At 57.0% G+C, this 13,050-nt stretch carries 15 protein-coding genes and 1 pseudogene; 5 read left to right on the top strand and 11 right to left on the bottom strand.

The genetic code is table 11. From position 1 onward, the window contains the following. Positions 1-11 precede the first annotated feature (11 nt). Entirely contained in the window at positions 12-1,529 is a 1,518-nt protein-coding gene (locus AC2FNB_RS03940; RefSeq protein ID WP_480749116.1) for a class I adenylate-forming enzyme family protein, read from the bottom strand. Positions 1,530-1,682: 153 nt separating this feature from the next. On the opposite strand from AC2FNB_RS03940, the gene AC2FNB_RS03935 reads away from it, so the two are divergent. From AC2FNB_RS03935 to aat, 4 genes are all read left to right on the top strand, one after another. Further along, positions 1,683-2,219 (top strand): LuxR C-terminal-related transcriptional regulator, encoded by a 537-nt coding sequence (locus tag AC2FNB_RS03935; RefSeq protein ID WP_480749115.1) that lies wholly within the window; start codon positions 1,683-1,685, stop codon positions 2,217-2,219. A gap of 150 nt (positions 2,220-2,369) precedes the next feature. Beyond that, positions 2,370-2,870: an acetyl-CoA carboxylase biotin carboxyl carrier protein gene (accB, locus tag AC2FNB_RS03930; protein ID WP_496744600.1), complete on the top strand. Its 501-nt coding sequence runs from the start codon at positions 2,370-2,372 to the stop codon at positions 2,868-2,870. Between the two features lie 9 nt (positions 2,871-2,879). After that, positions 2,880-4,229, top strand: a complete 1,350-nt coding sequence (gene accC, locus AC2FNB_RS03925) for an acetyl-CoA carboxylase biotin carboxylase subunit (RefSeq protein ID WP_496744598.1) — start codon at positions 2,880-2,882, stop codon at positions 4,227-4,229. A 42-nt stretch (positions 4,230-4,271) separates the two neighbouring features. After that, on the top strand, positions 4,272-4,904 hold the full coding sequence (gene aat / locus AC2FNB_RS03920; protein WP_480749111.1) for a leucyl/phenylalanyl-tRNA--protein transferase: 633 nt from the start codon (positions 4,272-4,274) through the stop codon (positions 4,902-4,904). Here the strand turns inward: aat and AC2FNB_RS03915 are convergent. The 6 genes from AC2FNB_RS03915 to AC2FNB_RS03890 form a co-directional block, all read right to left on the bottom strand. Beyond that, positions 4,868-5,230, bottom strand: a complete 363-nt coding sequence (locus tag AC2FNB_RS03915) for a DUF2155 domain-containing protein (protein ID WP_496744596.1) — start codon at positions 5,228-5,230, stop codon at positions 4,868-4,870. The two genes, aat and AC2FNB_RS03915, sit on opposite strands and share 37 nt — an antisense overlap. Continuing rightward, positions 5,227-5,685, bottom strand: coding sequence for an outer membrane lipid asymmetry maintenance protein MlaD (gene mlaD / locus AC2FNB_RS03910; RefSeq protein ID WP_496744594.1), 459 nt, complete (start codon positions 5,683-5,685; stop codon positions 5,227-5,229). Before mlaD ends, AC2FNB_RS03915 begins: the two co-directional genes overlap by 4 nt. A 14-nt stretch (positions 5,686-5,699) precedes the next feature. Continuing rightward, positions 5,700-6,083, bottom strand: coding sequence for an NADH:ubiquinone oxidoreductase subunit NDUFA12 (locus tag AC2FNB_RS03905; protein WP_480749108.1), 384 nt, complete (start codon positions 6,081-6,083; stop codon positions 5,700-5,702). A gap of 79 nt (positions 6,084-6,162) precedes the next feature. Then, entirely contained in the window at positions 6,163-6,522 is a 360-nt protein-coding gene (locus AC2FNB_RS03900; protein WP_480749107.1) for a RidA family protein, read from the bottom strand. A gap of 66 nt (positions 6,523-6,588) precedes the next feature. After that, positions 6,589-7,857: an ATP-dependent Clp protease ATP-binding subunit ClpX gene (gene clpX / locus AC2FNB_RS03895; protein ID WP_480749106.1), complete on the bottom strand. Its 1,269-nt coding sequence runs from the start codon at positions 7,855-7,857 to the stop codon at positions 6,589-6,591. 149 nt (positions 7,858-8,006) lie between these two features. Further along, positions 8,007-8,639, bottom strand: coding sequence for an ATP-dependent Clp protease proteolytic subunit (locus AC2FNB_RS03890; RefSeq protein ID WP_480749105.1), 633 nt, complete (start codon positions 8,637-8,639; stop codon positions 8,007-8,009). Between the two features lie 267 nt (positions 8,640-8,906). Between AC2FNB_RS03890 and AC2FNB_RS03885 the strand changes: the two genes are divergently transcribed. Beyond that, entirely contained in the window at positions 8,907-9,911 is a 1,005-nt protein-coding gene (locus AC2FNB_RS03885) for a GlxA family transcriptional regulator (protein ID WP_496744591.1), read from the top strand. Between the two features lie 9 nt (positions 9,912-9,920). Here AC2FNB_RS03885 and AC2FNB_RS03880 read toward each other — a convergent pair. The 4 genes and pseudogenes from AC2FNB_RS03880 to soxC form a co-directional block, all read right to left on the bottom strand. Beyond that, positions 9,921-10,252, bottom strand: a pseudogene (locus tag AC2FNB_RS03880) (FCSD flavin-binding domain-containing protein); the annotation flags it as partial. A 285-nt stretch (positions 10,253-10,537) separates the two neighbouring features. After that, complete coding sequence (locus tag AC2FNB_RS03875) at positions 10,538-10,726, bottom strand: hypothetical protein (RefSeq protein WP_496744589.1); 189 nt, start codon at positions 10,724-10,726, stop codon at positions 10,538-10,540. 3 nt (positions 10,727-10,729) lie between these two features. Then, a complete protein-coding gene (locus AC2FNB_RS03870) occupies positions 10,730-11,755 on the bottom strand; it encodes a c-type cytochrome (RefSeq protein ID WP_496744588.1) in 1,026 nt (341 codons plus the stop codon). Then, the gene (gene soxC, locus AC2FNB_RS03865; RefSeq protein ID WP_496744586.1) at positions 11,739-13,010 is read right to left on the bottom strand and encodes a sulfite dehydrogenase; all 1,272 of its coding nucleotides are present in this window, start codon (positions 13,008-13,010) and stop codon (positions 11,739-11,741) included. The genes AC2FNB_RS03870 and soxC overlap by 17 nt, the downstream gene beginning before the upstream one ends. Between the last annotated feature and the right edge of the window lie 40 nt (positions 13,011-13,050).

The following is a 13,050-nucleotide window of genomic DNA, read 5'->3' as shown; positions in this document are numbered from 1 at the left end:
AGGAGTTTTTATTAATTTGACTTCGCCATCTGCTCCAAAAGCTTGCGCAGCTCGGTTTTCAGGACTTTGCCATAATTGTTCTTGGGCAGTTCGCTGAGAGAGTAATAGGCCTTCGGCCGCTTGAACCGCGCGATGTTGTCACGGCATAGAAGGTCCAACTCGTCCGGATGAGCATCGCCCACGATGAAGGCGACGACTTCTTCGCCCCAATCCGGATGCGACCGTCCGACCACCGACGCTTCGGAGACCTTGGGGTGAGACAGCATCACTTCTTCGACCTCTCTTGGATAGACGTTCGAGCCGCCCGAAATGATCAGGTCCTTGGATCGATCCTGAAGCGTGACATACCCGTCTTCGTCCATGTAACCCATGTCGCCGGTAAGCAGCCAACCATTCACGAGCGTCTTTGCAGTGGCCTCGGGGTTTTGCCAATAACCCGGCATAACAACATCGCCGCGAACCATGATCTCGCCATGACTTCCAGGCGGCAGCGCATTGCCATCCGCATCGCCGATGCATACTTCGACAGTCGATTGCGCACGCCCGACGCTGGCCAGCCGTTCTTTCCAACGGAAATGGGTACGGTCCGTCACGTTGTCCCGCGACAGCGCGGTGATCCCCATCGGGCATTCCCCCTGACCGTAGATCTGTACGAAGACCGGCCCGAAATGCGCGACAGCTTCAGTGATGTCGGCCAGATACATAGGCCCGCCCGCATAGACGATGGTTCGTAGTCCGGTTCCTGTTTCCCCCATGCTTTTCGCGACGTCGGTCATGCGTTTGACCATCGTCGGCGCGGCAAACAACTGGATTCGATCAAAATGACGGGCGAGGTCAAAGATTTCCGCCTCGTCAAACCCGCCTGATCCGGGGCAAACGTGGCGCGCGCCGGCAAGCACATGCACCATGCTGTAAAGACCCGCGCCATGACTCATCGGGGCGGCATAGAGGATGGCATCTTTCCCTGAAACCTTGTCGACATCGGCCCTGTAGGTCAGCGAAACGGCCATCAGCATGCGGTGCGTGATCATCACCCCCTTGGGCTTACCTGTGGTTCCCGAGGTGTAAAACAACCAGGCCAAATCATGCGGCGAGCGATGTGCCACCTCGGCAATCGGCTCGTGTTCCATCGCCGATGAATAATCCGCACTGGAAATATCGATGACACGGCCTTGCACATCTGCCTCCAGCAAAGCCTCGGTCAGACCGGGAGAGGTGAACGTAATGCCGGTACCGGAATTTCCCAGGATATAAGCCACCTCACGCCCATGCAGTTTGGCATTGACCGGCACGGCCGCCGCACCGGCATACCAGATCGCGTATTTGGCAATCAGGTAGTCCGGACAATTCTTCATAAAGATCGCAACCCGGTCACCAGGCCTGATCCCCTGACTCAGCAACCAGCCCGCCAATCGTGCTGCGCGGTCATGAAACTCCTGATAGCTGGCCACCCTGTCCCGCCCCAGATAAAGTGCTGGCCGCGATCCGCTAATTTGTGCCTGGCGCGCAAGCCAAAGACCAATATTCATTCCCACCCTCCCACAACATCACCGAACCCGAAGGCGATCGGCTGCGGTGTTTTCGCCGTGATCTCGCCGCTTGCCCATTCCGATAGTTGCAAAATCCTAGTCATCCAAACCTTTTCGCTTCAATTCCGTAGAAATACCCGTCACCATGAATACATGAGCGACGCCGCCTTTGAATATGCCCCGATCGGCCTGGTCGAATTGGAAAACCGGGTCATCCGGCGCTGCAATCTGCAGTTTGCCCGCATGTTTGGCGGCGGGGAAGAACAATATCGTAACATGCCACTGCTGCACCTGTATCCGTCGGTTGCCGATTGGGAAAGGATCGGCGCACGTGGCCTGCAGGTGATGAAGGAAACCGGTTATTATACTGACGAACGTGTCATGCGTAGGCGCAATGGCGATCTGTTCTGGTGCCGCGCACGTGGTCGCTCGTTGACCCCGGATGATCCGTTCCGTCACAGTATCTGGAGTTTTTCTGACATATCCGAAGAGCGCCCGATCGTGGAATTAACCACCCGAGAGCGCGAAGTTGCGATCTTGTCCTGCCGTGGCCTGTCCGCCAAGGAAATTGGCGCTGAACTTGGACTCAGCTATCGCACTATCGAGGCGCACCGAGCGCGACTTTTGGAGAAATTTGGTGCGCGCAAATTGCCGGAACTGGTCGCGAAGATGTCTGGCATGCCTCTTTGAGGCCCTCGGCCACTGGTATTCTTTGAGGTTTTCCCCCATCTATCGGCCCATACGGCGCTTTTCATGGCTGATTTCATGGCCTATAACGCCGGGTAATTTACCAGAGCCCGCAAGAACAGACGGGCCAAAGGGGAACCGTCGAGGACACTCATGACAGACAACAAACACGAAGCGGACGTGGCGTTCATCAAGGCTCTGGCCGAGTTGCTGCGTGAAAACGATCTGACCGAGCTACAGGTCAAGCGTGAATACGGCGAAGAGGACAGCCTGAATGTTCGCGTCAGCCGCGTTACACAGACCGTGGCCGCGCCGGTTCAGATCGCGGCACCCTCGCACGCTCCGGCAGCAGCACCTGTTGCGGTACCGGCCGCCACATCTGCCGCGGCACCGGCGCCCGCCGAAGACCCGGCCAGCCACCCCGGCGCGGTGACCTCGCCCATGGTCGGAACTGTTTATCTGCAAGCCGAGCCCGGGGCGGCACCTTTCGTGTCTGTTGGGGCCAGTGTATCCGAGGGCGACACTCTTCTGATCGTCGAAGCCATGAAGACCATGAACCACATCCACGCTCCCAAGTCTGGAACCGTCAAGCGCATACTCGTGGGCGATGGCGATGCGGTCGAGTTCGGCACGCCCCTGGTCATTGTCGAGTAAGGGTGCGGGATGTTTGACAAAATCCTGATTGCCAACCGAGGCGAGATCGCCCTGCGCGTGATCCGCGCCGCGCGCGAGATGGGGATTGCGACGGTCGCCGTGCATTCCACCGCCGACAGCGATGCAATGCATGTGCGTATGGCCGACGAATCCGTCTGTATTGGCCCGCCCCCCAGTCCGAAAAGCTATCTGTCAATGCCCGCCATCATCTCGGCCTGCGAGATTACCGGCGCTCAGGCAATCCACCCCGGATACGGCTTTCTATCTGAAAACGCGGATTTCGTTCAGATCGTCGAAGATCACGGTATCACATTTATCGGCCCCACCGCCGAACATATCCGGATCATGGGCGACAAAATCACCGCCAAGGACACGATGAAGGCCTTGGGTGTGCCCTGCGTGCCCGGTTCGGATGGTGGCGTTCCCGACCTGGAGACTGCGAAAAGGATCGGTGAAGAGATCGGGTATCCGGTCATTATCAAGGCTACCGCTGGCGGCGGCGGGCGCGGCATGAAAGTGGCGAAGACCGCCGCTGAAATGGAAAGCGCATTCCTGACCGCGCGGGCCGAAGGCAAGGCCGCTTTTGGCAATGACGAAGTCTATATCGAAAAATACCTGACCACGCCGCGCCATATCGAAATTCAGGTCTTTGGCGACGGCAAGGGCAACGCGGTTCATCTGGCCGAACGAGACTGCTCACTGCAACGTCGCCACCAGAAAGTTTTTGAAGAGGCCCCCGGCCCTTGTATCTCGCCGCAAGAACGCACGAGGATCGGCAAAGTCTGCGCGGACGCCGTGGCCAAGATTAATTATATCGGCGCAGGTACCATCGAGTTTCTCTATGAAAAGGGCGAGTTCTACTTCATCGAGATGAACACCCGCCTTCAGGTCGAACATCCCGTTACTGAAGGCATCTTTGGGGTCGATCTGGTGCGCGAACAGATCCTTGTTGCGGCAGGAGAACCGATGTCGTTTGGCCAGAACGATCTGAAGATCAATGGCCACGCCATCGAAGTGCGGATCAATGCCGAAAAATTACCGAATTTCTCGCCCTGTCCGGGCAAGATCACAGCCTATCACGCCCCCGGCGGTCTGGGTGTGCGGATGGATTCGGCGCTTTATAACGGGTATTCGATCCCACCCTACTACGACTCGCTGATTGGCAAACTGATCGTACAGGGGCGTGACCGGGACGAAGCTCTGGCCCGTCTTCAACGCGCTCTGGGCGAACTGATCGTGGACGGTGTGGACACGACCGTTCCCCTGTTCCACGCCCTGCTGCAGGAGCCGGACATCCACAGCGGCGACTATAACATCCACTGGCTGGAACACTGGCTTGCGGAGAATTTGGCCCAATAGCAAAACAGGTCGGGCGACTCGTCCGACCTTGGGGCATCCGTCATGAGCCTGTCGCCAGAACTTTTGTTGCATGGCTATTCCATCGGAATTTTTCCGATGGCCGAACATCGCGACGACCCGGAACTGTTCTGGGTCGATCCGCAGCACCGCGGTGTATTCCCGCTGGACGGGTTTCACATCTCACGCTCACTCGCACGTCGCATCCGTCGGGCGGACTATCGGGTCACCATCAATCAGGACTTTCAAGGTGTGATCGAGGGTTGCGCAGATCGGGCAGAAACCTGGATCAACGCCGAACTGAGGCACCTCTACCAATCGTTGTTTCAACGCGGCCATGCCCACTCGGTCGAAGTGTGGCAGGATGAGCGGCTGATGGGCGGTGTCTATGGCGTGGTTCTCGGAGCAGCTTTTTTTGGTGAAAGCATGTTTTCTCGCCGCGAAGACGCATCAAAAATTGCACTGGCCTATCTGGTCGATCGTCTGCGACAGACGGGTTACAAACTGTTTGACACTCAGTTCCTGACCGCCCATCTTGCCTCGCTCGGGGCAATCGAAGTTCCGCGCGCGCAATACCGACGCGAACTGAAGGAAGCGATTGAGGGCAAAGCTAACTTTGCCGCCGAGATCGAGCAGACCCCTCAGGGGGTCATACAACGGATAACCCAGACATCGTAACGCGCATGATCCAGCGCGTTCAATGCGGGTGACGTTGCAATCATCCAACCATCGAACAACTCGTCGGATTTCTCCTGTTCCCATATGGTGAGATAGGCGAAAGCGTCGCCCGTGGGATTGTCCGGAGGATACCGGCAATCGCCAAGCGCGACTTCCAATCCAAAAACCGGCGTCGTTTCACCTGACGCCACTTTCACGTCGATAGTCTGACCGTTTACCTTGTCCAAGCCGCGTAAAATGGCACCGGTACCAGAGGTTACCGCTTCCTGCGTCAGTGCTCCGCCGCAGCATGAAAAGGCAAGGATTAGGGCAGTCGCACGGATCACTCGGAACTGCTCCCATCTCCGGCGACGAATTTGACGAGCAGGGAAATCAGGCTGACCGCGCCTTGCGTGTCCTCGACTTCGTCGCCCGGTTCAAAGAAAAATGGCGAGCCGCCAGGCATCACCTCGACAAAGTTGCCCCCCAACAGCCCTTCGGAGGAAATCACAACCGCGCTGTCGTCGGGGATTTGAATGCCGTCGGCGACAGAAAAAAGCGTATCCGCGCGATAGCTTTCCGGGTTCAGCACCACATCCGTTACGGTACCGATCTTGACCCCGGCCAAGCGGACATCGGTGCCAACGGTCACTCCTTCGAGCGAACGGAAGGATGCGCCCAACTCGTAACCGGAGCGGTTTTGCGACAGCCCCGCCGACTGGCTGGCATAGACACCGAATGCGACCGCAAAGGCCAGTACGACCCCGCCGACCACGACTTCGGTCATGTTGTGGCTAGACATTGCTCTGCCTCTTCCTATTCCGGGCTCCACGCCTCATAGTCGCTGCGTTTGATCGGATCGGGACGGCGAAGCGAACCGGCCGGCGCATAGGCCAGTGCCGAACCGGTCATGTTTTCCTGGTGCGGTTTTTCCCAGGATTTGTGTGCAAGTGGCTTGTCGGTCGGCGGCTCGTCCCAGGTCCGGTGCAGCCAGCCGTGCCAATTCGGGTCGATCCGGCTGGCCTCGGCCTCGCCGTTGAAGATCACCCAGCGCTTGCTGTCATCGGCATTGCGATAAAACACGTTGCCCTGGTCATCCTCGCCAACCTTGACGCCCTTGCGCGCAGTATAGATTTGCGTGTTCAGGGTCGCACCGTTCCACCATGTTACGGCTTTCAGAAGAGTATTCAGGATTCCCATCGGCTGCCTCCGGAATTTTGTCCTTGGCAGGTATGGACCAAAGGCGCGCCAAGGTCCAGTGCGACAAAGGCCGCAAACCTCATTCCGGCAGAACTGCGGTGACTTCAATTTCGATACGGTATTTCGGGTCGATCAACCCACATTCGATCATGGTCGCAGCTGGCGGATTTTCGCCAAACGTTTCCGCCAGAATGGGCCAACACGGCGCGAACTCGTGACGGTCGGACAGCATGTAGGTCACGCGTACAACGTTATCGAAGGTGGCTCCCCCCTCGGCGAGCGCCTTTTCAATGATGCCCAACGCCGATCGGCATTGTTCGACGATCGTCTCACCCTGCCCAACCGTGCCAGCCACATGAATAAAGCCGCCCGCCACCACCGCGCGGCAATAACCGACTTTCGCTTCAAACTCGCCCCCGGATGAAATGCGTTTGATCACTTCGATTACCTCACAAGAAAACGGCGCGGATCAATCCGCGCCGTTGAAGCTGTTGTATCCGGCAGATCAACCGGCAGAGGCCGATTCCTTACCCGCGTCTGCATAGATGATCAGCGGCTGCGCGTCGGAGGTCACGGCCTCTTCGTTCACCACGACCTTTGTCACATTTTTCATGCCCGGCAGTTCAAACATGGTGTCCAGCAGGATGTCTTCGAGGATCGAGCGCAGCCCGCGCGCGCCGGTCTTGCGCTGGATTGCCCGTTTGGCGATGGCCTTGAGCGCGTCATCGGTGAAATCAAGCTCGGCAGCTTCCAGTTCGAACAGGCGTTGGTATTGCTTGACCAATGCGTTCTTGGGTTGAGTGAGGATTGTCACCAGAGCATCTTCGTCCAGATCTTCCAGTGTCGCAAGAACCGGGAGGCGACCGACAAATTCCGGAATCAGTCCGAATTTCAGCAGGTCTTCGGGCTCCAGATCCTTAAATATCTCGCCTACACCGCGCTCATCATTGTCACGCACATCGGCACCGAACCCCATCGCGGACCCCTTGCCACGCTGCGCAATGATCCGGTCAAGACCAGCAAATGCGCCGCCGCAGATGAACAGGATGTTGGTCGTATCCACCTGCAGGAATTCCTGTTGCGGATGCTTGCGCCCGCCCTGCGGCGGAACGGAGGCCACAGTGCCCTCCATCAGCTTCAGCAATGCCTGCTGAACACCCTCGCCCGACACGTCGCGTGTAATCGAGGGGTTTTCGGACTTGCGGGTGATCTTGTCGACCTCATCGATATAGACGATGCCGCGCTGCGCGCGCTCGACATTGTACTCGGATGCCTGCAACAGCTTGAGAATAATGTTCTCGACGTCCTCACCTACATAACCGGCCTCGGTCAGCGTTGTGGCGTCGGCCATAGTGAAGGGCACATCCAGAATGCGCGCCAACGTTTGAGCCAACAGCGTTTTGCCACAACCCGTCGGACCAATCAGGAGGATGTTGGATTTTGCCAACTCGATATCCCCGCCCGACTTCTGAGCGTGGTTCAAACGCTTGTAATGATTGTGAACCGCGACCGACAGCACGCGTTTAGCAGTGGTTTGTCCGATTACATAGTCATCCAGGACTTCACAGATATCCTTTGGTGTTGGCACACCGTCGGTGGATTTCAGGCCGCTTGCTTTTGTTTCCTCGCGGATGATGTCCATGCAGAGTTCGACACACTCATCACAGATGAACACGGTCGGTCCTGCGATCAGTTTGCGCACCTCGTGCTGGCTTTTGCCGCAGAAGCTGCAGTAAAGCGTGTTTTTGCCGTCACCGCCTGAATTCGTCGCCATGATTTACCTTTCGGGCTCCGTCTTTGCCACCCTGTCCAAGGGTGGCGCTCTGCTGCGTGTGCACCCAGCTTAGGCCAGCACACCGACCGCTACAATCTCAAATTGCCACCCCGCGCCGTTGACGGCCTGAGGTTTGGCGAAATGCCGTGTCAGGCTTCGTCATCGCCTGCCTTGGCACGGTTTTCGACGATTTCGTCGATGTGCCCCCATTCTTTGGCTTCTTCCGGCGACATGAAATTGTCGCGGTCCAGCGCCTTTTCAACCGCTTTTTTGGTTTGTCCGGTGTGCTTTACGTAAATGTCATAAAGCCTGTCTTTGAGTTTTTGCGTCTCGGCGGCATGGATCATGATGTCACTGGCCTGTCCCTGATACCCACCCGATGGCTGATGTACCATGATGCGGCTATTGGGCAGCGAGAACCGCATTCCCTTCTCCCCGCCAGCCAGCAGAACCGACCCCATCGAAGCGGCCTGACCGATGACCAATGTTGAACATTTCGGTTTGATATACTGCATTGTATCGTAAATGGACAAACCACTGGTCACAACGCCGCCGGGAGAATTGATGTAGATCGAGATCTCTTTGTTCGGGTTTTCCGCTTCAAGATGAAGCAGTTGCGCCACCACCAGATGACTCATGCCGTCATGAATGGGGCCATTGATAAAAATGATCCGCTCCTTGAGCAGGCGAGAAAAAATGTCATAGGCTCGCTCGCCGCGGCTGGTTTGCTCGACGACCATGGGGACGAGGGTGTTCATGTAGGTGTCAACTGGATCGAACATAGAAACCTGCCTGCTCTTTGCGATTGGATCGGGACCGTACCCGACAAAGGATTACACGAGTCTTAGTGCCGCCTCTGAGGGGCCGCAAGGCCCGCAGATAGAATTCCTGCGTTTCGGATGTTTCGATGTCTGTCGCAACTCTGTTGCAAGACGTCGCAACGTTGACGATCGGCATTCGAGTTACCAGTTTAGAGAAGCCCAAACGACGTCACGTCACACAATCGCGGCGCAGACCGATCTGATGTCGCCAAAACCGGTGTCGAAATCATGTCACGAGATCCTTTTATTCAGAAAGGAGCGTCCGCCAATCTCAAACTTGCTTTTGATGGGCCTCCGCAAAAGTTCTGCTTTCTGCTGCTTCCACGCACCACGATGCTTGCCTTGGCTGCAGCAATCGAACCGTTGCGCATCGCTAATCAACTGACCAAGAAACAGCTTTATACATGGCACACAATGACAGAAACCGGCGAGCCGATAACCTGTTCCAACGGGTTGCGGATTACACCGGACAAAGTACTGGAACCACTACCTTCTGACGCGTTGGGGTTTGTCTGCGCCGGGGTCGAGCCGGAACGGAGCTACTCGCCAGCAGTCCTGAATTGGCTGCGCAAGGAATACCGGTTTGGCCGGTCGCTGGGCGGAATTTGCACGGGTGCATTTGCGTTGGCGAAGTCAGGGTTGCTTGAAGGACGGAAATTCACTCTGCATTGGGAAAACCAGCCCGGTTTCGTCGAAGCGTTTCCAAACCTGACACCGACGCCGAATATATTCGAAGTTGATGGGCGCATCACCACGTGTGGTGGAGGAAACTCGGCCATTGACATGATGCTGGCCCTGATCGAACAGCGTCATGGGGTGGAACTGGCGATCATGGTCGCGGACATGTGCATTCACATGCGATCTGGAAACCGATCACCGCAGCGATCGGCACAATCCGTAATCATCGGCAGCCGAAACCCTGCGCTTCTCAAGGCGATCCAGTTGATGGAAAAGGAGTCTGAAGATCCTCTTTCAAGCATCGAACTGAGCGAGCGGCTCGGCATATCGAGACGCCAGTTGGAACGGTTGTTCAAGCGGTATCTACAGCAGGGGCCGATGGCCTATTATCTTGATCTGCGCCTGTCCCGGGCATTTACATACCTCAACGAAACTAACATGACGGTGGCCGAAATTGCAGCAGCTACCGGTTTTGCCAATACCAGTCACCTGTCGCGACAGTTTCGCGCCAAATACGGTGCGCCGCCGCATTCCTTTCGCAAGGCGTGGTCGTAGGTTCGTGACCTAGCCAAACATATCCGCGGTGATACCTGCGTACCAGCCAACGCTTTCCTCGTATGTGGCCCGCCGCAGTTCCGCCCCTTCTCCGGTCTGGCTGATAAAGCCGTCGTCCTTTGTGATTTCTCTTCGGTCGCCTCATAAGTCGCGCCAACCTTGACCCCATCATTGGTATCGATTAGCGACCAGCAGGTGTTCGAGAACTTCACCAGGAACGGCTTTGAACCCGTAAGCGCCGCGCGAACAGCCATGGCCGCGACTTTAGCCTGCGAATTGACGGAAAACCCGGATTTGCGCATGTCACATTGCGCGCACGCGTCACCCAGAACACAGATATTCTGCGCGGTCAGGTCCCAGCCTTCGACAGAACCACCGACGAAACCGGTCCCGGGCGACAGGACCGGCCGGTCATAACTCAGCGTTCCGCCTCCTGAAAGGGTCACGGCTATGGCATCCGTGGAATCTTTGGCGATATAACACGCGGTGGTTGCCCCACCTGCACCACCGCCGACCACGATGACGCATGCTTTTCCCTGAACCATACAATCGCGGCGTGCGCGATAGTTGCCTTCGGAATAAGTGAAATCATCGAATTGGGCGATAATGCGATCAAAAAACGTTGTTCAGGTGCGGGCGGTGCCTTCTTCGGCATCTTGCTCGGCGTTTTCACCCACTTGGTGGCAGCTTCCGCATTTCTGGAGGAACAGCCGCTCGCCCCGTCCCGCGTCGCCGATCGCCATCGCTGTTTCATCAGCCTGAGCGGGCATGTTGAATACCACCCAGACCAACAATGCCACTGCTGTCCAGCGCATTGTTCAGTTCCCGAAGCTTTGGATATAGGCGATGACCGCCTCGACATCCTTTTCCTTCTTCAGTCCGGCAAAGGACATCTTGGTGCCCTTCATGTAAGCTTTTGGCTTGGCTAGAAACGCCGCCAGCTCCTCCTCAGACCAGATTAGGCCACCCTCGGCGGCTGTTTGCAGGGCCTTGGAATACTTGAAACCGTTGGCTCTCGCAGCGGCGGCTCCGACAACTCCGTTCAACGCCGGTCCAACCTTGTTCTGCGCACCTTCTCCGACCTGGTGGCAGGCTTTGCATTTCTTGAATGTTTTCTCACCATGTTCAACCAAAGCCGGATCAAGGGCTGCTTCCTGAACCGGTTCATCCACGACCGGTTCGGACGGCGATGCTTCCACAGCTTCACCTTCCTCTTCAGGCGTTACATCCAGCACCATGGCGCGCATGGTGATCTCAACGCTGTCCTTGCAGTTTTCCATGCAGGGTTTGATGTCCCAGAAATGCGCCTCGGCCTCCTCCCGATCATCGACGATGAACCCGTTCGCATTGGGCATTTCGACTTCAAGGAAGTTCTCGTTCGACAGGACGAAATCATCCTCGACCAAGTCGTTGGAGTAAAGGATGTAGGCCACTATTGCATAGGTATCGTCCACGCTCATTGTCTGGGCGTCGCCGAATGGCATGGACCGATGGACATAGTCCCACGCGGTCGACAGATAGGGCCAATAGGACCCAACTGTCTTGAGCGGGTCCTTGTCGGCAAGAGTGCCTTCACCGCCTGCCAGCTTGGGCCAGTTGTCGACGCCTTCGGCAAAATCGCCATGGCAGATAGCGCAGTTGTCAGCAAATACCATTTCGCCGTCTTCCACTGAACCGGATCCCGCAGGCAGGCCGGTACCGTCTGGCGAGACGTCCAAATCCCAGGCAGCAATTTCCTCGGGCAGTGCCGGGCGGCCAAGACCATATGTCCCAGCCAATACCGGCGCGGCGACACAAACAGAGCCAAGCACGGTTCCGACAAGAACATTAAGAAACTTCGACATTCTCGGCCTCCCCATTCGCCTTGACCCACCAGGTCTGGATGCAATTGTTGTGGTAGATCGAGTTTTCGCCCCGAACCTCGCGCAATTGCGCCTTGCTGGGTTGCACATATCCGGTAGAATCCTTGGCGCGCGCTTGCAGCAACATTTCAGAACCATCCCAGTTATGATCGAGATAGAACCGCGTCAGCGCCTTGTCGGTGCCCGGCGCGGCCAAACGAGCGGGCATCCAGTTCTTGCCACCGTCAACCGACACATCAACACCCGTGATCGCGCCTCGGCCCGACCAGGCCAATCCGGTGATCACCAAGGGCCCCGGACCATGGGTAATCGGCGCCTGCGGACTCGGCGACGTGACTACGGATTTGGCGTCCATCACCCAGGTCCATTTGCGGCTGATCCCATTGGCCAGAGTATCGGTGTATTTAGAGGTTTCTTCGCGACTTTCCACTGGACCTTCTGTCACTTCGACCCGGCGCAGCCACTTGATCCACATGTTCCCTTCCCAGCCGGGAACCACAAGACGGACAGGATAGCCGTGTTCTTTGCGCAGCGCTTCGCCATTGGCCTTGAACGCCACCAATACGTCATCCATAGCCTTATCCAGCGGGATAGACCGCCCGTTCGAACTGGCGTCCGCACCTTCGACATAGACCCACTTGCCTTCCAGCTTCACTCCGGCCTCTTCCAGCAAGGTGCGCAACGGCACACCGGAGTACTCCATGTTGTGTATCATGCCATGAGTGAACTGCGCGCCATTCAGTTGCGCACCGGCCCATTCCATCCCGGTATTGGCGGCACATTCACAGAAATAGACGTGGTTTTCGCGCGGAAACCGTTCCAGGTCGGCATAGGTGAATACCAGTGGTGTATCCACCAGACCGTTGATCATCAGCCGGTAGTCCTGCTTGTTCAACTCAATGGCACCGGAATGGTGGCGTTCAAACGCGCATCCTTGAGGCGTTATGGTGCCGTCAAGAGCATGGATCGGAGTGAAATTGATGGAACTGATCGTATCCGCCGTCAGCCATTCCACGTTCCGGCGCACGACGTCAGATTCAAACTGTATAGGCAATCCGTATGGGGTGACATCCACGCCTTCACCTGTCGAGCGCGCCCATTCCTGAATTTCCGTGATCAGCGGGTCAGGCTCTGCCGCCCGCACCACACCCGCAGAAAACGCCCCTGCCCCGGCAGCAGCAGCGCCGGTAAGAAACTGACGGCGGGACGGGGCGTTTTTTAGGAAGTTCTCACTCATCTCAAACTTGCCTCCTTAAACTTCATCACACCTGTTGTCT

The sequence above is a fragment of the Ruegeria sp. BHSB058 genome, from assembly GCF_059613285.1.
Note: the sequence above shows the minus strand (reverse complement) of the source record. Positions and strands in the feature narration are given on the sequence as shown.

What these genes read in the sequence shown, in the direction of transcription:
- clpX (WP_480749106.1), bottom strand. Translation starts at nt 7,857, where the DNA reads ATGGCGACGAATTCAGGCGGTGACGGCAAAAACACGCTTTACTGCAGC.
- AC2FNB_RS03935 (WP_480749115.1), top strand. Translation starts at nt 1,683, where the DNA reads ATGAGCGACGCCGCCTTTGAATATGCCCCGATCGGCCTGGTCGAATTG.
- mlaD (WP_496744594.1), bottom strand. Translation starts at nt 5,685, where the DNA reads ATGTCTAGCCACAACATGACCGAAGTCGTGGTCGGCGGGGTCGTACTG.
- AC2FNB_RS03875 (WP_496744589.1), bottom strand. Translation starts at nt 10,726, where the DNA reads ATGCGCTGGACAGCAGTGGCATTGTTGGTCTGGGTGGTATTCAACATG.
- AC2FNB_RS03870 (WP_496744588.1), bottom strand. Translation starts at nt 11,755, where the DNA reads ATGTCGAAGTTTCTTAATGTTCTTGTCGGAACCGTGCTTGGCTCTGTT.
- AC2FNB_RS03905 (WP_480749108.1), bottom strand. Translation starts at nt 6,083, where the DNA reads ATGGGAATCCTGAATACTCTTCTGAAAGCCGTAACATGGTGGAACGGT.
- accB (WP_496744600.1), top strand. Translation starts at nt 2,370, where the DNA reads ATGACAGACAACAAACACGAAGCGGACGTGGCGTTCATCAAGGCTCTG.
- accC (WP_496744598.1), top strand. Translation starts at nt 2,880, where the DNA reads ATGTTTGACAAAATCCTGATTGCCAACCGAGGCGAGATCGCCCTGCGC.
- AC2FNB_RS03885 (WP_496744591.1), top strand. Translation starts at nt 8,907, where the DNA reads ATGTCACGAGATCCTTTTATTCAGAAAGGAGCGTCCGCCAATCTCAAA.
- soxC (WP_496744586.1), bottom strand. Translation starts at nt 13,010, where the DNA reads ATGAGTGAGAACTTCCTAAAAAACGCCCCGTCCCGCCGTCAGTTTCTT.
- aat (WP_480749111.1), top strand. Translation starts at nt 4,272, where the DNA reads ATGAGCCTGTCGCCAGAACTTTTGTTGCATGGCTATTCCATCGGAATT.
- AC2FNB_RS03890 (WP_480749105.1), bottom strand. Translation starts at nt 8,639, where the DNA reads ATGTTCGATCCAGTTGACACCTACATGAACACCCTCGTCCCCATGGTC.
- AC2FNB_RS03940 (WP_480749116.1), bottom strand. Translation starts at nt 1,529, where the DNA reads ATGAATATTGGTCTTTGGCTTGCGCGCCAGGCACAAATTAGCGGATCG.